Origin of the sequence: Actinoplanes sp. NPDC048796, from assembly GCF_040650035.1 — a bacterium.
In the GTDB taxonomy this organism is placed as follows: Bacteria; Actinomycetota; Actinomycetes; order Mycobacteriales; family Micromonosporaceae; genus Actinoplanes.
Genome location: NZ_JBEZGO010000001.1, coordinates 826,996 through 844,850 on the forward strand (window position 1 = coordinate 826,996; position 17,855 = coordinate 844,850).

16 protein-coding genes are annotated in these 17,855 nt (G+C 71.5%); 6 read left to right on the forward strand and 10 right to left on the reverse strand.

The features are described from left to right. Positions 1–93: 93 nt before the first annotated feature. Both AB0C26_RS03900 and AB0C26_RS03905 read left to right on the forward strand, forming a co-directional pair. Positions 94–2,580 carry a LuxR family transcriptional regulator gene (locus AB0C26_RS03900; protein WP_360241063.1) on the forward strand — a complete coding sequence of 829 codons (2,487 nt, stop codon included), beginning with the start codon at positions 94–96 and terminating at the stop codon, positions 2,578–2,580. Positions 2,581–2,618: 38 nt separating this feature from the next. After that, on the forward strand, positions 2,619–3,464 hold the full coding sequence (locus AB0C26_RS03905) for an enoyl-CoA hydratase/isomerase family protein (protein WP_360241066.1): 846 nt from the start codon (positions 2,619–2,621) through the stop codon (positions 3,462–3,464). 122 nt (positions 3,465–3,586) lie between these two features. Here the strand turns inward: AB0C26_RS03905 and AB0C26_RS03910 are convergent, their stop codons facing one another. Genes AB0C26_RS03910 through AB0C26_RS03920 form a run of 3 tightly spaced genes read right to left on the reverse strand, consistent with a single transcriptional unit; the run spans position 3,587 to position 6,445 of the window. Then, positions 3,587–4,315: an FAD:protein FMN transferase gene (locus AB0C26_RS03910; protein ID WP_360243503.1), complete on the reverse strand. Its 729-nt coding sequence runs from the start codon at positions 4,313–4,315 to the stop codon at positions 3,587–3,589. A gap of 32 nt (positions 4,316–4,347) precedes the next feature. Next, the gene (locus tag AB0C26_RS03915) at positions 4,348–4,833 is read right to left on the reverse strand and encodes an FMN-binding protein (protein WP_360241069.1); all 486 of its coding nucleotides are present in this window, start codon (positions 4,831–4,833) and stop codon (positions 4,348–4,350) included. A gap of 13 nt (positions 4,834–4,846) precedes the next feature. Beyond that, complete coding sequence (locus AB0C26_RS03920) at positions 4,847–6,445, reverse strand: ferric reductase-like transmembrane domain-containing protein (protein WP_360241072.1); 1,599 nt, start codon at positions 6,443–6,445, stop codon at positions 4,847–4,849. 117 nt (positions 6,446–6,562) lie between these two features. Between AB0C26_RS03920 and cbiE the strand changes: the two genes are divergently transcribed. From cbiE to AB0C26_RS03940, 4 genes are all read left to right on the forward strand, one after another. Next, positions 6,563–7,756: a precorrin-6y C5,15-methyltransferase (decarboxylating) subunit CbiE gene (cbiE, locus tag AB0C26_RS03925; RefSeq protein ID WP_360241075.1), complete on the forward strand. Its 1,194-nt coding sequence runs from the start codon at positions 6,563–6,565 to the stop codon at positions 7,754–7,756. Continuing rightward, positions 7,711–8,496, forward strand: coding sequence for a precorrin-4 C(11)-methyltransferase (gene cobM / locus AB0C26_RS03930; RefSeq protein ID WP_360241078.1), 786 nt, complete (start codon positions 7,711–7,713; stop codon positions 8,494–8,496). The genes cbiE and cobM overlap by 46 nt, the downstream gene beginning before the upstream one ends. Before the next feature lie 335 nt (positions 8,497–8,831). Next, complete coding sequence (locus AB0C26_RS03935) at positions 8,832–9,482, forward strand: cobalt-precorrin-6A reductase (protein WP_360241081.1); 651 nt, start codon at positions 8,832–8,834, stop codon at positions 9,480–9,482. A 199-nt stretch (positions 9,483–9,681) separates the two neighbouring features. After that, a complete protein-coding gene (locus AB0C26_RS03940; RefSeq protein WP_360241084.1) occupies positions 9,682–10,167 on the forward strand; it encodes a hypothetical protein in 486 nt (161 codons plus the stop codon). Between the two features lie 17 nt (positions 10,168–10,184). Here AB0C26_RS03940 and AB0C26_RS03945 read toward each other — a convergent pair whose 3' ends face one another. From AB0C26_RS03945 to AB0C26_RS03975, 7 genes are all read right to left on the reverse strand, one after another. Further along, a complete protein-coding gene (locus AB0C26_RS03945) occupies positions 10,185–10,754 on the reverse strand; it encodes a hydrolase (RefSeq protein ID WP_360241087.1) in 570 nt (189 codons plus the stop codon). 11 nt (positions 10,755–10,765) lie between these two features. Further along, positions 10,766–12,133, reverse strand: a complete 1,368-nt coding sequence (locus AB0C26_RS03950) for an MFS transporter (protein ID WP_360241090.1) — start codon at positions 12,131–12,133, stop codon at positions 10,766–10,768. Further along, positions 12,130–12,567 (reverse strand): MarR family transcriptional regulator, encoded by a 438-nt coding sequence (locus AB0C26_RS03955; RefSeq protein ID WP_360241093.1) that lies wholly within the window; start codon positions 12,565–12,567, stop codon positions 12,130–12,132. Before AB0C26_RS03955 ends, AB0C26_RS03950 begins: the two co-directional genes overlap by 4 nt. Positions 12,568–12,672: 105 nt before the next feature. Then, positions 12,673–14,064, reverse strand: coding sequence for a glucose-6-phosphate dehydrogenase (zwf, locus tag AB0C26_RS03960; protein WP_360241096.1), 1,392 nt, complete (start codon positions 14,062–14,064; stop codon positions 12,673–12,675). A 30-nt stretch (positions 14,065–14,094) separates the two neighbouring features. Then, positions 14,095–15,054, reverse strand: a complete 960-nt coding sequence (locus AB0C26_RS03965) for a helix-turn-helix domain-containing protein (protein ID WP_360241099.1) — start codon at positions 15,052–15,054, stop codon at positions 14,095–14,097. Between the two features lie 228 nt (positions 15,055–15,282). Further along, positions 15,283–16,944, reverse strand: a complete 1,662-nt coding sequence (locus tag AB0C26_RS03970; protein ID WP_360241102.1) for an alpha/beta hydrolase — start codon at positions 16,942–16,944, stop codon at positions 15,283–15,285. A 96-nt stretch (positions 16,945–17,040) separates the two neighbouring features. Beyond that, positions 17,041–17,733 carry a SemiSWEET transporter gene (locus AB0C26_RS03975; RefSeq protein WP_360241105.1) on the reverse strand — a complete coding sequence of 231 codons (693 nt, stop codon included), beginning with the start codon at positions 17,731–17,733 and terminating at the stop codon, positions 17,041–17,043. Between the last annotated feature and the right edge of the window lie 122 nt (positions 17,734–17,855).

Below are 17,855 nucleotides of genomic sequence, written 5' to 3' on the forward strand. Positions count from 1 at the left end.
TTCGGCCGGATGTCCGGGCACTGTTGAGTCATCCCTGCGTCACGTGACGGATCACGCGTGGGAGCGTGCCCGCGGATCGGGTATTTTTCGACCGTGTCAGACCTGATCGGCCGCGACGGCGAGTTGGAGCAGCTCACGGCCCTGACCGGGCAGGCTGTGGTGCTGACCGGTCCGCCCGGGATAGGCAAATCGGCGCTGTTGGATCATGTGGCGCGGACCACCGGGTGGCGAGTGCTCACGGTAACCGGTGTGCCCGCTGAGAGCCAGGTCTCTTTCGCGGGCCTGGAGCGACTGCTCCGCACCGCCATGCCGGTCGATGACGTCCTGGCCGGCCGGGACCCGTACCGGGTCTCGCTGGCCGTCCTCGACCGGCTCGGCGCCGGCACGCTGCTGGTGGCCGACGACGCCCAATGGCTCGACGAACAGAGCTGGCAGGTTCTGGCGTACGTGGGACGGCGGCTCGCCGGCGCGGAACTGGCCCTGCTGATGGGCATGCGGGACGGCGCCGAGACCGCGCGGCGGCTCCGCGGCTCCGGCCTGCGCGAGATGCCGATCGGCCCGGTGTCGCCGGAGGCCGCGGCGCTCATCGTCGCCCCGGGCCGGCCGGAGGCGGAACGCGCCCGCGTCCTGGCCGAGGCGGCCGGCAATCCGCTCGGGCTGCGCGAACCGGCCCGGCTCGCCGAGGCGTACCGGGCCATCCTGGCCGACCTGCCGCCGCCGGCCCGGCGGCTGCTGGAGGTGGCCGCGGTCGACGACCGGAACGACGTCGACGAGATCCTGCGGGCCACCGGCCTCGCGGCGGACGATCTGCAACCGGCCCTCGACGCGCGGCTGGCCACACTGGAGGGCCACACCCTGCGGCTGACCCGCCCGCTGGAGGTGGCCGACCGCCGGGGCGCCCACGCCGCCCTGGCCGCGGTGGTCGACGACCCCGAGCGCCGGACCTGGCATCTCGCCTTCGCCGCGACCGGGCCGGACGACGACCTGGCGGCCGCCATGCAGCGCGTGGCCCGGGTACGCGGAACCGCGGTGGCCTGGGAACGGGCGGCCGAACTGACCACCGACCCGGGACGCCGGGCCTACCGTTACCTGCGGGCCGTGAACACGGCCTTCGACGCGGGCGAGACTCGGACCGTACGCCGGCTGTCGCCCCTGATCGACGACCGGGTGCTCAGCCGGCCCGAACGGTTGTGGCTGAACTGGGCCAACGCCGGGGTCGGCGGGGACATCGAGGTGACCAACATCCGCCTGCTCACCCACCTCGAGGCGGCCGAGCGGTCGCTGGCCGAGGGCGACCTCGACGACGCGTTCGACGTGCTCAACGGGGTCGTCCTGCAGCTCTACTTCACCCCGCTGACCGCCGAGGTGCGGGCCGCCGTCGTCGAGTTCGTGCAGCGCACGGGCCTGGGCGCCGACCATCCCCGGATCGCCACGCTGCTCGCCCTGGCCGTGCCGCTCGAGTACGGCAAACAGGTGGTGGCCGCGCTGCCCGAGTTCGTCGCCGCGCCCCGCCCCGACTACCAGCTGGCCTGGGCGGCGCTGGCCGTGGGCGCGCTCGGCCCGGCCAAGACGCTGGCCGCCGACGCCGTCACGGCCAGCCGGTCCCAGCGCCGGATCGGCCTGCTCACCCAGACCCTGGTCACCGAGGCCTGGGTCGGCGTCTTCGCCAAGGACGCCCACCTGATCGAGGGCGCCGCCGGCCAGGCCCTGCGGCTCGCGGCCGAGACCGGCCAGCCCCGCTGGGCCATCGTGGCCCGGCTGGCCCAGGGCATGACGGCCGCGCTCCGCGGCGAGCAGGCCCTGGCCGAACAGATCGCCGACGGCGCCGTCCGGGCCCTGCTGCCCAGCGGCGCGCACGGCATGATCTGCCTCTGCCAGTTCGTCCGCGGCCACGCGGCGCTGGCCGCCGGCAACGGCGCCGCCGCCTTCGACCACCTGCTGCGCCTGTTCGACACCGGCGACATCGCCTACCACCCGACGGTGCGGTTCTGGGCGGTCGGCTCGCTGGCCGAGGCGGCGGTCATGGGCGGGCGGACCGCCCGGTTCGAGGACCTGCTGCCCAAGCTCGAGGCCGAGGAGGCGGCCACCGGTTCGCCGGCGCTGACCCGCGGGCTCGTCTACGCCCGGGCGCTGCTGCGGCTGCAACGCTCGGCCGACGACTACGCGCCCGGCGACATCGCGGCCGTGCTCCCGGCGCACCCCTTCGACAAGGCCCGGGCGGATCACGCGTACGGGGTGGCGCTGCGCCGGGACCGCCAGTACGTCCGGGCCCGGCCCTACCTGCGGGCGGCGGCCAGCCTCTTCGAGGCCCTGGGCACGACGGCCTGGGCCGACCGGTCACGGCAGGAGCTTCGGGCGACGGGCGAGACGGTACGGCGTACGGACGACCGCCTCACCGCCCAGGAGGCCCAGATCGCGGCTTTGGCCGCGCAGGGTCTGACCAACAAGGAGATCGGCGGCCGGCTGTTCCTGTCGCCGCGCACGGTCAGCACCCACCTGTACCGCATCTTCCCCAAGCTCGGCATCACCTCGCGCAGCGAACTGGGCACCGCCCTGGAGACGAACGACCAGGGAGTCTGACCGGTCCTTCGGCCGGACGCCGGCGGCAGGCTCGGGCCATGGAACAGTTCCGCGTCACCAAGGTCCAGCCGTCGTACTGGCGGGTCACGTTCGGCAACGGCCCGGCGAACCTCATCGACCCGGACACCGTCGAGCAGCTGGCCACCCTGACAACGGAGATGGAGAACGACCCGGCGCTGACCGTCGTCGTCTTCCGCAGCGAGACACCCGGCTACTTCATGGCCCATTGGGACTTCCTGTCCGACACCCGGCGGGTGGTGGCCATGAAGCCGGGCCCCACCGGACTCCACCCCTATGTGGACAATTTCGTACGCCTGAGCCGGCTCCCGATCGCCACCATCGCCGAGGTACGGGGCCGAGCGCGCGGCGCCGGCAGCGAGTTCGTCCTGGCCACCGACATCCGCTTCGCCTCCGACCAGGCCATCTTCGGCCAGTTCGAGATCGGCGTCGGCTCGGTACCCGGCGGCGGCGCCATGGCCCGCCTGTCCCGCCTCGCGGGCCGGGGCCGGGCCCTGGAGATCCTGCTGGGCGGCGACGACATCCCGGCCGCCCGAGCCGCCGACTACGGCTACGTCAACCGGGTCGTCCCCGACGCCGAGCTCGAGGCTTTCACCGACGGCTTCGCCCGCCGGATCGCCGCGTTCGACCGCGTAGCCGTCACCGGCATCAAGAAACTGGTCGACGAAGCGACCCTCCCACCCGACACGGAGTTCGCCGAGGGCCTGAAGTCCTACTTCGCCACCGCCGGCCGCCCCGAACACCGCCCCTTCGTCCAGCTCTTGTTCAACAACGGCCTCCAACAACCCGACGGCATCGAACGAGACCTCGGCACCGCCATCGGCGACCTCAGGCAATCACCATCCGCGGGTGGCCATCAGCGTTAGCGGCCGGCATGCCCATGGCCCCGCCGGAGGAGTCCGACATGGCGCGGCGACTACTGACTCTGGCGCGGCTGGTGTCGACGCACGATCACATGGTCTTCATCGGCGACTAGTGATCTGGGCGCTCAGACGGCGGCGGGGAGGTTGGCTGAGCTGAAGGCTCGGCCGTCGTCGGTCACCACGGCTGAGTCGTAGCCGTTGGCGGCCTGTTTGGCCAGCCAGGTTGTGCCGGGCTCGCCCATGGCCAGGGCGGCGGTGGCGTAGGCGTCGGCCCGGGCCAGGTCGGGGCCGACGACCGTGACCGAGCGAAGGCCCTGGGCCGGGCGGCCGGTGCGGGGGTTGATGACATGGTCGCCTCGCTCGTACGTGCCTGAGGTGGCTACGGCGCCGTCGGTCAGGGCGAGGACCCAGCTCAGTTTGCCGGCCTCCCACGGATGGCGGATGCCGACCCGCCAGGGGCCGCCGTCGGGGTGGTGGCCGCGCATGCGGATGTCGCCCCCGGCGTTGATGTAGTGGCTGGTCGAGCCCTTGGCCAGCAGGCGGGCCGAGGCCACCTCGACCGACCAGCCCTTCACGTAGCCCGACGGGTCGAGCGGGCCCGTCGCGTACGCGTCGAAGTAACCGTCCGTGTCGCGCCACAGGTCGGCGCAGGCGTCGAGGACGTGGCGCATGTCCGGGGACAGGTCGGCGTGGGTGATCTCGCCCCGGCGGAAGCGGCACACCTCGCTGTCCGCCTTGTACGTGCTGAAACGGGCGTCGACCTCGTGCAGCCAACCGCAGACGTCCGCGATCAGGGCTCGGAGCTCGTCGTCGGGACGATCGGGGGTCAGTTCGATGCTGACCGTCGTACCCATCACATGCTCGACGTGGCGCACAGAGCGTGACCCTACGCCTTTGCGGCGTCCAGCGCTGCCTGGAGGGACTCGGCGTAGGACTTGCTCGTGTAGGTGGCGCCGGAGACGGCGGCCACGTCCTTGGCGGTCTTGGCGCCCAGGGTCTCCTGTTTGAGGGCGGCGACCGCGGGCGGGTTGATGGTGGCGCTGTCGGCGGTGGTCGGGTAGGTCGCCTCGGCCGCGGTGATCTCGCCACCCTCGACGCGGATCTGGACCTGGACCGTGCCGTACGGGTTGGTGGCGCCCTTGCCCTTGTAGACGCCGTCCTTGAGGCCGGTCTTCGGCTTCGGAGCCGTCGTCTTGCCCGACTTGTTGCCGGCGGCGGAGGTGGAGGGCTTGGGGGCCGGGGTGCCGCCGGCCAGGTCGACGGCGGGCGGGGCGGCCACCGGGGCCGCCGGCGGCTGCACGCTCAACCGGACCCCGATGATCAGCGCCGCACCGGTCAGGGTGCCCACGGCGGCCGCGGTACTACGTCGCATCGGAAGAACTCCTCTAGAACTCGAACGGGTCCAGGTGCAGCTGACTGTCGGGGACGTCCAGCTCGCGCAGGGTCGCCACGGCCGCACCGACCAGGCCCGGCGGTCCGCACAGGTAGACGTCGCGACGGCTCACGTCCGGGACCAGGCCGAGCAGCCCGTCCGGGGTGAACAGCCGCTTCGGGCCGGGATCGTTGCGGGAGCCGACGATGTAGCGGACCCAGGCGTCGCGCTGCTCGGCCAGGTCCTCCAGCTCGCCGCGGAAGACGAGTTCGTCCGGGCGCGAGGCCCGGTAGATCACGATGGTGTCCGGCGGCATGTCCTCGAGCAGGGCCCGGATCGGCGCGATGCCGCTGCCGCCGGCGATCAGCAGCGCGCGCCGGCGCGTACGGCGCTGGGCCGTGAAGACCCCGAACGGCCCCTCGGCCCAGATCGGCGTGCCCGGCTTCATCGTGGCCAGCCGTGACGTGTGCCCGCCGACAGCGGTCACGGTGAGCCGCAGCCACTGGGCGTTGGGCGCCGCCGACAGCGAGAACGGATGGGACTGCCACCAGCCGTTACGGGTCAGGAAGCGCCACCGCATGAACTGGCCGGCCTGCGCGGGCAGTTTCTCCAGGTTCTTGCCGCCGATGTACACCGAGAACGTGCCGGACGCCTCGCCGACCACCTCGGCCACCTCGAAGCGGTGCCGCACGTTGAGCCAGAGCGGCTCGATCAGACGGCCCCAGACCAGCGCCGAGATGACCAGGGCGCCCAGCGCGGGCCAGAACACGGAGGCGAAGCGGCCGCTCAGGTCGGCGCCGGTCGCGACCTGGTGCCCGTACCCGAGGAGAAGCACCAGATAGCCGGAAAGATGGATCAGGTGCCACAGTTCGTACGGCAACTTGGCCCGTGCCGCCCGGATCGAGATCAGGCTGATCAGGACCAGCAGGCCGGTCGCGACCGTGGCACTGATCATCTCGGGGAACGTGGTGATGATCGTCCAGCCCTGGTCGACCACGCCGGTGTCGCCGGTCAGCGCGTACCCGTACACGATGAAGACGATGTGGGCCAGCACGAAGACCACGAGCGAGGTGCCGAGCCAGCGGTGCCAGCGCAGCAGGTCACGCGCCCCGACCCACTCCTCGAGCCAGGAGACCCGGCTCATCATCAGCAGCTGCACGAAGAGCAGGTAGCCGCCGATCAGCCCGGTGATCCGGCCGGCCGCGAGCATCAGGGTCGGCGTGTCGCTGACCGCGCCCGGCTGGGTGTCGAAGACCCACAGGGCGACGCTGGTGGCGAGCCCGGAGAAGAAGAGCAGGACCGTGAGCAGCCGGTTGCCGGAGATGGCCTCGGCCGGCGGGCGGTCGTCGGACATCGGCGGCTGCACCGCGCCGGTGGTCTTCCAGCCGGTCGGGTCGGTCTGCGACTCGATCAGGATGTCGCTGCGGCGGAACTCGTCGTCGGGCAGCCAGTTGTCGACCTCCCGCACGCCGTGGCCGCCGGACAGGCGCGGATCGTCGTCCTGCGCGCCCCACGGGTCGTCCGGGTCGGGCGCTCCGCGCAGATCGGCGAAATACTGCTCGTCCTCGTCCGGCACGTAGCGCTGCTGGAACGTGGGGGGTCCCTGCGCCATAGTCCTCACCCGTTCAGCGGTCCGACAAGCCGTCGGGAGGTTGTACGCACCCGGCGCGACCATCGCTCAACCGGATCCGGAAAATCTCGCCAGGTGGGGTCGCGATAGGTTCGGCGCATGCGCGACGGCAACCCCGACCTGGTCACTGTGGTCGGCATCGGCGCCGGCGGGTGGGACGGCCTTTCCCGTACGTCCCGGAGCGCGCTCACCGAAGCACGGGTGATCCTGGGTAGCTCGCGGCAGCTCGAACTGCTGCCGCCCGCGGTGCCGGCCGAGCGCGTGGCCTGGCCGTCTCCGCTGGTACCGGCGCTGCCGGGGCTCTTCGAGGAGCACGCGGGGCCGGGGGTGTGCGTACTGGCAAGCGGTGATCCGATGTTCCATGGCATCGGGGCGACTCTGGTGCGGGTGCTGGGAGCTTCCCGGGTACGCGTGTTGCCGCATCCGTCGTCGGTGTCGCTCGCGGCGGCCCGGCTGGGGTGGCCGCTGGCCTCGGTGGAGGTCGTGAGCCTGGTCACGGAGCCGGTCGACGTGGTGCGCCGGGTTCTCAATCCCGGGCGGAAGATCCTGGTGCTGTCGCGGGACGCCTCCACGCCGGCCGCGGTGGCCTCCCTGCTTTCCTCGGCCGGTTTTGCGGCGGCCTCCGTTACGGTGCTTTCCCAGCTCGGCGGCCCTTTGGAGCAGGTCTCTTCCGATATTTCGGGCGCCGATCCGCTGAACGTGGTGGCGATCGACTGCGGGGCTGGGCCCTCGTCGTCGCTCGTGCCCGGGTTGCCGGATTCGTCGTACGTCTCGGACGGGCAGCTGACCAAGCGGGAGGTGCGGGCGGTGACCATGTCCGTCCTGGCTCCGGTTCCCGGGGCGCTTCTGTGGGATGTGGGTGCGGGGTCGGGGTCCATCGGGATCGAATGGATGCGGAGTCATCCGTCGTGCCGGGCCATCGCCGTCGAGTCGCACGCCGACCGCGTCTCGACAATCGGGGTGAATGCCGCATCTCTGGGCGTTCCCGGGTTGCGGGTGGTGCAGGGCAGCGCGCCGGCCGCGCTCGAAGGGCTGCCGGCGCCGGACACGATCTTCATCGGGGGCGGGCTGACCCGCGACGGGGTGCTCGAGGCCTGCCTGGCGGCCCTGCGGCCCGGTGGGCGCCTGGTGGCGAACGCGGTGACCGTCGAGTCCGAGGCGTTCCTGGCCGCGGCGTACGCCGAGCACGGCGGTGAGATGACCCGGGTGGCGGTCAATCGGGCGTCGCCGGTGGGCGGCTTCACGGGATGGAGAGCAATGATGCCGGTGACCATCTGGTCGGTGACCCGATGATCCACTTCATCGGCGCCGGTCCGGGCGCGGCCGATCTGATCACCGTACGGGGACAGCGGTTGATCGCCTCGTCACCCGTCTGCCTGTACGCGGGCAGCCTGGTCCCGGCCGAACTGCTCGAGGGCTGCCCGCCGGGCGCCCGCAAAATCGACACCGCCGGCCTCAACCTCGACCAGATCCTCGCCGAGATGGTCGCCGCCCACGCGGCCGGCCAGGACGTGGCCCGCCTGCACTCCGGCGACCCGTCGGTCTTCAGCGCCGTGGCCGAGCAGATGCGCCGCCTCGACGCGGCCGGCGTCCCGTACGACGTGACCCCCGGTGTTCCCGCCTTCGCCGCGGCCGCGGCGTCCCTGGCCCGCGAGTTCACGGTCCCCGAGGTGGCGCAGACGGTCATCCTGACCCGCACCGCCGAACGGGCCACGGCCATGCCGCCGGGCGAGGACCTGCACACGTTGAGCGCCAGCCGCTCCACGATGGTCCTGCACCTGGCCGTCCAGCGCATCGAGGCCGTGGTGGCCGACCTGATCCCGTCCTACGGCGCCGGCTGCCCGGTCGCGGTGGTGGCCCGGGCCAGCCGCCCCGACGAGCAGATCCTGCGCGGCACCCTGTCCGACATCGCGGCCCAGGTGAAGGAGGCCGGCATCAAGCGCACGGCGGTGATCGTCGTGGGGCCCGCTCTGACCGCCGCCCACTTCCCCGACAGCCACCTCTACTCCACCACCCGATGCCGAGAGTCCTGATCCTGGGCGGCACCACCGAGGCCCGCGCCCTGGCCACCGCCCTGGCTTCCGCGCCCTCCCCTTCGCCGCACTTCGCTCCGCCAACCTCCCCTTCGCCACGCTTCCATTCGCCGCCCTCTTCTTCGCCGCCCTCCTCTTCGCCGCCCTCCTCCGCGCCGCCCTCCTCCGCGCCGCCCTCCTCCGCGCCGCCCTCGTCCGCGCCGCCCTCCTCCGCGCCGCCCTCCTCCGCGCCGCCCTCGTCCGCGCTGCCCTCCTCTGCGCCGCACGGCCCTTCGCCGCGCTTCCCTTTGCCCGCAGCCGGCCCAGCGATCGGCTCGCCGGCCTCGGTGATTGTGGTGATCACTTCGCTGGCGGGGCGGACGTCGGCTCCTCTGCTGCCGCCGGGAGAGGTCCGGATCGGCGGCTTCGGCGGTGTGGCCGGATTGGCCGGATATTTGCGGACATCGCGGATCGATGTCCTGGTCGACGCCACTCACCCGTTCGCGGCCGGGATCAGTGCGAACGCCGCCGCGGCCGCCGCGGCCACCGGCGTACCGCTAATTGCCTTGCGCCGTCCCGGATGGGCCGAGAGTCCGGGCGACGAGTGGCACCGGGTTCCGGATCTTCCCGGCGCCGCCGCGCTGCTCCCCCGCCTCGGCTGCCGCGTCTTCCTGACCACCGGCCGTCAGGGCATCGCGGCCTTCGCCGACGTGGACGCCTGGTTCCTGGCCCGCTCGGTGGAGCCGCCGGCCCCGCCCATGCCCGCGCGGCTGGAGGTGCTGCTCGACCGGGGGCCCTTCACCCTGGACGGCGAGCGGCGCATCCTCGCCGGCCACGCCATCGACGTCCTGGTCACCAAGGACAGCGGCGGTCCCGGCGCCAAGCTCGCCGCCGCCCGCGAACGCGGCATCCCGGTGGTGATGGTCGACCGGCCGCCGCTTCCCGCGGGCGTGGTCGCCGCCACCTCGGTCGAGGAGGTCGCCGACCGCATCACCCGCGCCGGGTAACGGTCCCTCGACCGCTTCAGCGGGTCCGGGCAACGGTCCCCGACCGCTCCACCCGGGCCGGCTACGGTGCCCGGACTGCTTCGCCCGGGGCCGGGCAACGGTCCCACGACCAGGTGGGCGGGGCCGGTGTGGATAACCGAACTTCGATGGCCGGGTCAGCACGCTGGAGGCGCCGGCCGGATCGGCCGAGCATCGGGGCATGACTATTGCCGTTGCGCGCTCACGGCTCGGACGGGCGCTGTCAGCCGCCGGCCGCGACTCCCTCTACTGCTTGACGCTTCTTCCCCGGTCGGTCGCCGCAGTGGTGACGGGACGGCCCCGCGGGCGAGCGGCGGCGTTCGGCTACGGCGTGCTGAGTGTCCTGCTCGGTGTGGCGGCGCTCGTCCCGCTCGGCGTCGAGCTGCTGGGGGTGCTCCGCGGATTGCTGTACGGGCTGGTCGACCACGGCCCGTACGACAATTCCTGGGGTGGGCCGACCCGCGCCGGCGCCTGGCTGACCCACTTCGCCGTCGGAATCCCGATCACCGCCGTGGCGGCGCTGGCCCTGGTCGGGATCGCCGCCGTGCACCGGCGACTGACCGCCGGGCTGGCCGGCCGCCCCCGCGAACCCTGGGTGATCCCCGTGGCCGTGTTGGCGCCGGTGCCGGCGATCGTCTTCTTCATCGCCTGGCTGCACCAGATTTGATGCGGGGCCGGGCCTGGTCAGGCGAGCAGGGCGAGGATTTCGGCGGTGGTGCCGGTTTCGGCGAGGCGGGGGAAGATCTTCTCGATGCTGTTGCGGTGGGTGCCGGGGTCGAGGTCGCTCACCGCGTCGGTGGCGATGGTGACCTGGTAGCCGTGCTCGTGGGCGGCCCGGGCCGTCGACTCGACGCCGATGCTGGTGGCGATGCCGGTGAGGACGACCTGGGTGATGCCGCGGCGGCGCAGCTGGAGGTCCAGGTCGGTGCCGTAGAAGGCGCCCCAGTTGCGCTTGGTGACGATGATGTCGTCGCCCTTGGTGAGGTCGTCGACGATGTGGTCCCAGCCCTCGGGGCGGGGGCCGGCCGGGCGGGAGGTGTCGGTGCGGGCGCGGAGCGAGTCGGCGCCGTCGGGGCGGCCGGTGACGCGTACGAGAATGACGGGAAGGTTTTTCTCGCGGAACGCGGACGCCAGCGAAGCGGTACGGGCGACCACGTCGGCCGCCGAGTGCGGGGTGACCGGGGCGGTGACGATGCCGCGCTGCAGGTCGACGACCACGAGCGCGGTCTTCGGGTCGAGGGTGGTGACGGGCATGGTGGTGCCTTTCAGGACGGGGATCGGGTGCCGACGCGCGACAGCGAGCGGTCGGCCAGAACGAGGATGAGCATCAGGACGGCCACGACGGACAGGAAGATCGCCAGGCCGTGCAGGCCGGACGTGTCGGCGCCGTGCTTGAAGTAGATGCCGGTGGCGGCCGAGGACACCATCGCGCCGAGGTAACTGAAAGTGCGCAGCAGGCCGGACGCCGCTCCGATGCGTGATGGGTCGGCCTGGTAGTAGAGGGCGTTCTGATTGGCCAGGTTGTTCAGACCCTGCGGAAGGCCGCAGATCAGCGTCACGAGGACCGGCAGCCAGAGCGGGCTCTCCGCGTTCAGTGTGAGCATCAGGACGCTCACCACGAGCTGACCCAGACCACCAACGATCAATTTCGGTCGGTACGCCTTCCGGCGCCCCGTCACACCCGAAATCACGATGGCGAACAGGGACATCGGCAGCAGGACCAGACCGGCGTGCGAGGCGCTCAGTCCGCGTCCCGCTTCCAGCCACTGGGTGAAGCCGTACAGAATGGCGTAGGAAGCCGTCTGGGCGAGCAGCGCACGCACATAGGTCGCGATCAGCGGCCCGTTGCCGCCGAGGACGCGCAGGTCGAGAAAAGGGTCGGCGACGCGCAGTTCCCGCCAGGCGAATCCGGCCGCGCACAGGGCCATGACGGCCAGCAGCCAGAGGTCATCGAGCGCCGGATCCATCAGATACAGCATCAGCGCGGTCAACGTCGCGGCGAACAGGCCGATACCGAGGAAGTCGAGACGGGTGGCCGGCGGCTCACCGGTGAAACGCGGCAGGCGCAGCAGTCCGAACACGACACAGGCGAGCGCGAGCGGAATGTTGACCGCGAAGATCGAGCGCCATCCGCCCAGCCCGATGAGGAGGCCGCCGAAGGTGGGACCGATGACGATGATCGTCTGAGCCGAGACGGCGAGCGCGGTGAGGACGCCGCCGGGGCTGTCTTTTCCCGTACGCCGGGATTCGCTCCTGATCAGATACATCGCGGCCGGATAGCCCGCGCAAGTACCGAGACCGAGCAGCACGCGGGAAACGATGAGCACACCGAGGTCAGGGGCGAGGAGGCCGAGGACGCCGGCTATTCCGACCAGGGCGCTGCCGGCGAGATAGAGATTGCGGGGGCCGTACCGGTCGACGAGCTTGCCGACCACCGGCTGCCCGGTGGCGGTGGCCAGATAGAGCGCCGAGACGAGCCACGCCGTTTCGGACGGCGAGGCGCCGAGCGCCAGGCCGATCGGGACCAGCGCCACCGCGATCATCGACGAGTTGATCGGATTGAGGATCGAGCCGAGCACCATGGGCGCTATCAAGCGCCGATCAAAAGCGGTCTCGGCGGTGGCTACGGTCATCGATCGGCCAGTCGATCAAGCAGCGCGAGCGCCGCGATGATCGTCTGGCGCTCGTCCTCGGTGAAGTCGTCGGTCAGCGCGCGGGCCATCCACTCCTCACGCGCCTGCCGCGAGACGCCGATCCGCTCGCGGCCGAGGTCACTCAGGGAGATCAGCTGCTTGCGCCCGTCGGCCGGATCCGGCGTACGCGTGACGAGCCCGGCCTGCTCGATCGCGGCGATCGTGGCCGCCATCGACTGTGGGCGCACCTGCTCGGCCGCGGCCAGCGCGGATGAGGAGGCCGGCCCGCCCTTGTCGAGGCGGCTCAGAACCGAGGTCTGCGAGGGGGTGAGCTCGTCGAGTTTCGCCACTTCCCGAAGCCGCCGCCGCAACCGGCTGAAGACGACCCGCACCTCGGTGGCCGCGTGCGCCGCCGATTCCGGGATGTCTGTCATGGCTCCCACCGTAATGTCGTCAGTTCAGACTGACAAGTTTGGCCTGAAGACATTTCGGGCGGATGGATGTGGCCGGAGCGGAACGAATCCGCGACGAGAACTCTGTCAGGAGCCCAGCAGCCAGGGCGCCAGCTTGCGGGCCTGGGCCGGACCCCACGACCCCTGGGCGTAGGCGGCCGGTGCCGGTGGCGCGTCCAGCAGGGGGCCGATCGTCTTCCACGTCGCGCTCAGGCCGTCCGGGCGGGTGAACAGGGAACGGTCGCCCAGCAGGACGTCGTGGATCAGGCGGACGTACGGGGGCAGCGGCTCCGCCTCCGGCAGTTCGGACAGCGGCAGCCGCACGCTCCCCGGATCGAGTTCCAGGGCCACCCCCGGCCTCTTGACCAGCAGGGACAGGTCGATCGCGCCGTCGCCCGCCAGGTCGAACGTCAGCACGTTCGACTGGGACGGCAGGGAAGCGAACGGGCCGGCCGGCCTCTTCAGCACCAGGCTCACCACCTGCCTGCTTTCGGCCAGCCTCTTTCCCGTACGCAGCAGGAACGGCACGCCGCGCCAGCGCGGGTTGTCGATCCACAGCTTGGCCGCCACGTACGTGTCCGTCTTCGATCCTCGCTTGACGCCCTTGATGGACTTGTAGCCCGTGTACTGGCCCAGCACCACCTCGGCCGGGTCGATCGGGCGGAACGCGCGGATCACCTTCTCCCTCGCGGTCTGCAGGTCGGCCGCGCCCAGGCTGGCCGGTGGTTCCATCGCCACCTCGGCCGCCACCTGGAACAGGTGGGTGACCAGCATGTCGAGCACGGCGCCGGTCGCGTCGTAGAAGCCCGCCCGGTCCTCCACGCCCAGCGTCTCGGGAACGTCGATCTGCACGCTCTCGATGTGGTCGCGGTTCCACAGCGCGGCCATCGCCTCGTTCGCGAAGCGGGCCACGTGCAGGTTCTGTGTGGCCTCCTTGCCCAGGAAGTGGTCGATCCGGTAGACCTGCTCCTCCTTCAGCACCCGGTGCACGAGCCGGTTGAGGGAGCGGAAAGACGAGGGCGAGGTCCCGTACGGCTTCTCGTAGACCACCCGCGCCCCGTCGGCGAGCCCGTGTTTCCCGAGCGCCTCGGTGGTCTCCGGGAACGCCACCGGCGGGATCGCCAGGTAGTGGACGAGCTGCGCCGACGAGCCCAGCGACGATCGGGCGTCGGCGATGACGTCGAGCAGGCTGCCCGGGTCGTCGCTGTTGAAGCCGCCGCCGGCGAAGCGCAGCCGGGACGCGAACTCCTTCCACGGCCCCTTGGCCGGCGCCGGGCCGAACTCGGTCAGCGCGTCGTGGACGTGCTTGCGGAAGTTCTCGTGGGTGACGTCGCCGCGGCCGTTGCCGACCAGGATCCAGTCGTCGGGGAGCAGCCCTTCGGCCGCGAGCGTGTAGAAGGCCGGCAGCACCATCCGCCGGGCCAGGTCACCGGTGGCTCCGAAGAGCACGAACAGCGTGGGGCCGGGAGTCTTCGCCATGACCGGGCGTTTGCCCGCGCCGGCAGGTAATCACACCGGCTGTGACGACCGGAACGTTCCCCGGTAGGCCTGCGGGGTCGTGCTCAGCCGTTGCGCGAAGTGGTGGCGCAGGGTGGCCGCGCTGCCGAAGCCGGTCCGGTCGGCGACCACGTCGACGCCGAGGTCGGACTCCTCGAGCAGGCGGCGGGCGAGCAGCAGGCGCTGGCCGGTGAGCCAGTCGTGCGGGGTCACGCCGGTCTCCTCCCGGAATTTGCGGGCGAAGGTACGCGGGGCCATGTGCGCCAGGTCGGCCATGGTGTCGACCGTGTGCGGCTGGTCGAGGGTTTCCATCACCGCGGTCAGCACCGGCTGCATGGTGGCGCACTCGACCGGCTTGAGCGGGGTTTCGATGTACTGCGCCTGGCCGCCGTCGCGGTGTGGGGGCACGACCATGCGCCGGGCCAGCATGGTGGCGACCGCGCTGCCGTGTTCCTGGCGGATCAGGTGGAGGCCGGCGTCGATGCTGGCGGCCGTGCCGGCGCTGGTGAGCACGCGCCCGTCCTGCACGTAGAGCACGTCGGCGTCGACGATCGCGGACGGGAACTGCCGGGCCAGCCGTTCCGTGTGCAGCCAGTGGGTGGTGCAGCGGCGGCCGTCGAGCAGCCCGGCCGCGCCGAGCGCGAACGCGCTGGTGCAGACGCTCATCACCCACGCGCCCCGGTCGTACGCGGAGCGCAGGGCCGCGCTGACCGACTCGGGCGGCCCGTACCAGGGATTGTCGAAGGGGGCGACCACGACCAGGTCGGCGGCTTCCGTACGGGAAAGGTCGTGTTTGACGGCGACGTCGAAGCCGGACCGGCTGGGCACCGGGGCGCCGTCGATCGAGCAGACGGCGAAGTCGTAGGTGGGCAGGCCGTCGGCCGAGCGGTCGTAGCCGAACAGTTCACAGAGGACGCCCAGCTCGAACGGGGCGACGTCGGGCAGGGCGATCACGGCCACGTTGCGCAGCATGTGACGCAGCATACGGCCGGTTGGCAGGATTTTGAAGATGCATGGCATATCTGCCACTGTCGGCCCGGCCGGAAGACGAAGATGCTCAATGCATGGAACTCGTACTCGCGCTCTTCTTCCTGGTCATCCTCGTCGCGTCGATCACCGGCAAGGTCGCGGACTCCCGCGACCGAAGCGGCTGGCACTAGCGGTGGGGCGGCCCGGAAGCCGCCCCACCATCGGAGAATTTCAGAGCTTGGCCGGAGTCAGGATCGAATCCGGTAACGGCGCCGCGATCGGCGGCCGCTTCTTCAAGAACGAGGTGGCGGTCAAAACCGGGGTCTGGAACGGCTGCGGCGCGTCGGTGCAGACCTTGCCGCGGGCCGGCGGCTTGCCGGTCAGCAGGTAGGTGTCGATCGCCGTGGTGGCGCAGACCCCGGAGCCGTACGCGGTGTGGCCCCAGTTGTTGCTCGACAGCAGCACCGAGTTCGGCAGCAGCCGGCTCGACGAGACCGCGCCCCGGTAGTTGGTGGCCGGATCCCAGAAACTGCCGACGACCAGCACGGGGGCGGCCGTCCGGCGGGTGAAGGGACCGGTGTACGCGTCCTCGTCCCGCACGGTCCACGTCTTGTGGGCGCACGGGCTGTCGATCCAGCCCCACGAGCGGCCGAAGTACGGCGCCTTGGCGTCTCGCCGGTCGGCGTACCGCGGCCAGTCCGCCGCGTTGGCCGGGAACCGGCCGTCGGTACAGATCACCGTGGTGCCCGCCTCGGCGCCGTTGTCGTACGGGAAGTCGTACGCCCGCGAGGCCCGCGCGTCCTTCACCCGCGTGACCAGGGCCGCCGTGGAACCACCCCGAAGGGCGTCCCCGACCAGGTCGGCCAGGGCGGTGACCTGCTCGCCGGCGTCGAACTGGTAGAGCGCGCCGAGGATCGCCCCGACGAAGACGGCGTACGTCACCTGGATCGTCCCGCCCTCGCCGTCCGGCAGGGCGAGCGGCTTCTTCTTCAGGCTCTGGGCGATGGCGTCGAACCGCTTGACCGGATCACCCTCGGCGAAGACGCACTTGCTCTCGCCCGCCTTGTCGCAGCGTTTCAGGATCTCGATCAGCGCCTTGTACGCACCGTCGCTGGAGTGCAGCCGGTCGTCGATGATCTGCCGGGTGTTGCCGACCCAGGCGTTCGGGTCGAGCACGCCGTCGACGACCAGCGCCCGGAACCGGCTCGGGAACATGTTGGCGTAGTACTGCCCGAGCGCGCTGCCGTAGCTGAAGCCCAGGTAGTTCAGCTTCTTGTCGCCGACCGCGCGGCGGATGACGTCCATGTCGCGGGCGACCTCGGCCGTGGAGGCGGCGCCGGTCAGTGGCCGGCCCGTGGTCGAGCAGGCCTTACCGAGCAACTGCGACCCTTTGACGTACGCCTTCTCCTCGGCCGTGGTGACCGGGAAGGGCACGTTCATCAGGTCGAGGACCGCGGTCTGGTCCTTGACGGACTTGAAGCAGCGCACGTTCTGGCTGGCGCCGATGCCGCGCGGGTCGACGCCGACGACGTCGAAGCGCTGGAGCAGCGGGTCGGTGAGCCAGTTGGGCGCGTCCAGCGCGAACTGGGTGGCCGAGCCGCCCGGCCCGCCCGGGTTGACGAACAGGCTGCCGATCTTCTTGGCCTGGTTCTTGGCCTTCACCCGCAGCACGGCGATCTCGGTGGTGGCGCCGCGCGGGTTGTCGTAGTCGAGCGGAAGCCTGACCGTGGCGCACTCGGCGTAGTCGTAGCACTTGTACCAGCCGAGTTTGGGCGTGGGCACGGCGTCCGGGCCCGTTGTGGCGGTGCCGGCCAGCGCGGGGGCCGTGACGGCACCCGCCGCCAGGGCCCCCGCCAGCGCGGCGGTGAGTAGTCGGTGCGTCTTCAGAGGCATACGGAACGACCCTTCTGACGGGAATGACGCCCGGCATAGTAGGGGGTCGATGCACGCTCAGTGATCTTGCAACGATGACAAAAGCCCAGGAACCGGTCAGACTCCGGCCATCGCCAGGTTACGGGTGGTGATCGAGTGCCGCCAGGAGACGGCGGTGACGGGGGCGGTGACCGGCCGGCGCTCGCGGCGCCGGTGCAGGCAGGTGACGACGATGGTGGCGCTCACCAGGCCGACCAGGGCGGACGCGGCGACGGCCGGCTGGGCGGTCAGTACGCCGTACAGAAGCCAGGAAGCGGAAGCACCCGCTCCCAGACGCCAGCGCAGCGGAGAGAGACCGCTGATGTCCGCCTGGCGGTTGCGAAGCAACGCCAGCGGTTGCGGGATCGCGGAAAGGAAGGAGACGCCGGCCAGCAGCGGACCCAGGACGGAGGCGGCCATGTGACCGGTCACCGCGGGCAGCGCCGCGGCGACCGCGCTGAGCAGGGCGGCCACGGCGACCGCGCCGGCCACTAACAGGGCCCGCCCGGGGCGCGGCGACGGCTGGGTGACCAGGAGCGCGACCAGGATGGCCAGGCCGGCCAGTCCGGTCGCCGTGTTCGTCATCACCTGGATCCCCTCCCCGCTGAGCAGGCCGTAGGTGATCCAGCCGATCGGCATGGCCACCCCGAGGGCGCAGGCGGTGGCCGACAGGCCGCTGGTCCGGCGTTGCACGCAGGACTTGTAGACCTGGGGCCAGGAGAGGGAAACGGACAGCGTGGCGGCGACGAGGCCGAGAGCGTGGGTAAGCATGACCCCGTTCCCATCGCCGCGGGCCACCGGCTTCTGAAGGACTCCGGCTCGAAGCCACCGATCTGCAACCGTCCGGTCCGAACCTTTCGCATGAGGCAAGGGGGGTGACATTGCCTCGGCCC

Excerpts from the sequence above, each read along its gene's own strand:
- AB0C26_RS03905 (WP_360241066.1), top strand. The coding sequence starts at position 2,619 with ATGGAACAGTTCCGCGTCACCAAGGTCCAGCCGTCGTACTGGCGGGTC.
- AB0C26_RS03910 (WP_360243503.1), bottom strand. The coding sequence starts at position 4,315 with ATGGGTACGACGGTCAGCATCGAACTGACCCCCGATCGTCCCGACGAC.
- AB0C26_RS03915 (WP_360241069.1), bottom strand. The coding sequence starts at position 4,833 with ATGCGACGTAGTACCGCGGCCGCCGTGGGCACCCTGACCGGTGCGGCG.
- AB0C26_RS03920 (WP_360241072.1), bottom strand. The coding sequence starts at position 6,445 with ATGGCGCAGGGACCCCCCACGTTCCAGCAGCGCTACGTGCCGGACGAG.
- cbiE (WP_360241075.1), top strand. The coding sequence starts at position 6,563 with ATGCGCGACGGCAACCCCGACCTGGTCACTGTGGTCGGCATCGGCGCC.
- cobM (WP_360241078.1), top strand. The coding sequence starts at position 7,711 with ATGGAGAGCAATGATGCCGGTGACCATCTGGTCGGTGACCCGATGATC.
- AB0C26_RS03940 (WP_360241084.1), top strand. The coding sequence starts at position 9,682 with ATGACTATTGCCGTTGCGCGCTCACGGCTCGGACGGGCGCTGTCAGCC.
- AB0C26_RS03945 (WP_360241087.1), bottom strand. The coding sequence starts at position 10,754 with ATGCCCGTCACCACCCTCGACCCGAAGACCGCGCTCGTGGTCGTCGAC.
- AB0C26_RS03950 (WP_360241090.1), bottom strand. The coding sequence starts at position 12,133 with ATGACCGTAGCCACCGCCGAGACCGCTTTTGATCGGCGCTTGATAGCG.
- AB0C26_RS03955 (WP_360241093.1), bottom strand. The coding sequence starts at position 12,567 with ATGACAGACATCCCGGAATCGGCGGCGCACGCGGCCACCGAGGTGCGG.
- zwf (WP_360241096.1), bottom strand. The coding sequence starts at position 14,064 with ATGGCGAAGACTCCCGGCCCCACGCTGTTCGTGCTCTTCGGAGCCACC.
- AB0C26_RS03965 (WP_360241099.1), bottom strand. The coding sequence starts at position 15,054 with ATGCTGCGCAACGTGGCCGTGATCGCCCTGCCCGACGTCGCCCCGTTC.
- AB0C26_RS03970 (WP_360241102.1), bottom strand. The coding sequence starts at position 16,944 with ATGCCTCTGAAGACGCACCGACTACTCACCGCCGCGCTGGCGGGGGCC.
- AB0C26_RS03975 (WP_360241105.1), bottom strand. The coding sequence starts at position 17,733 with ATGCTTACCCACGCTCTCGGCCTCGTCGCCGCCACGCTGTCCGTTTCC.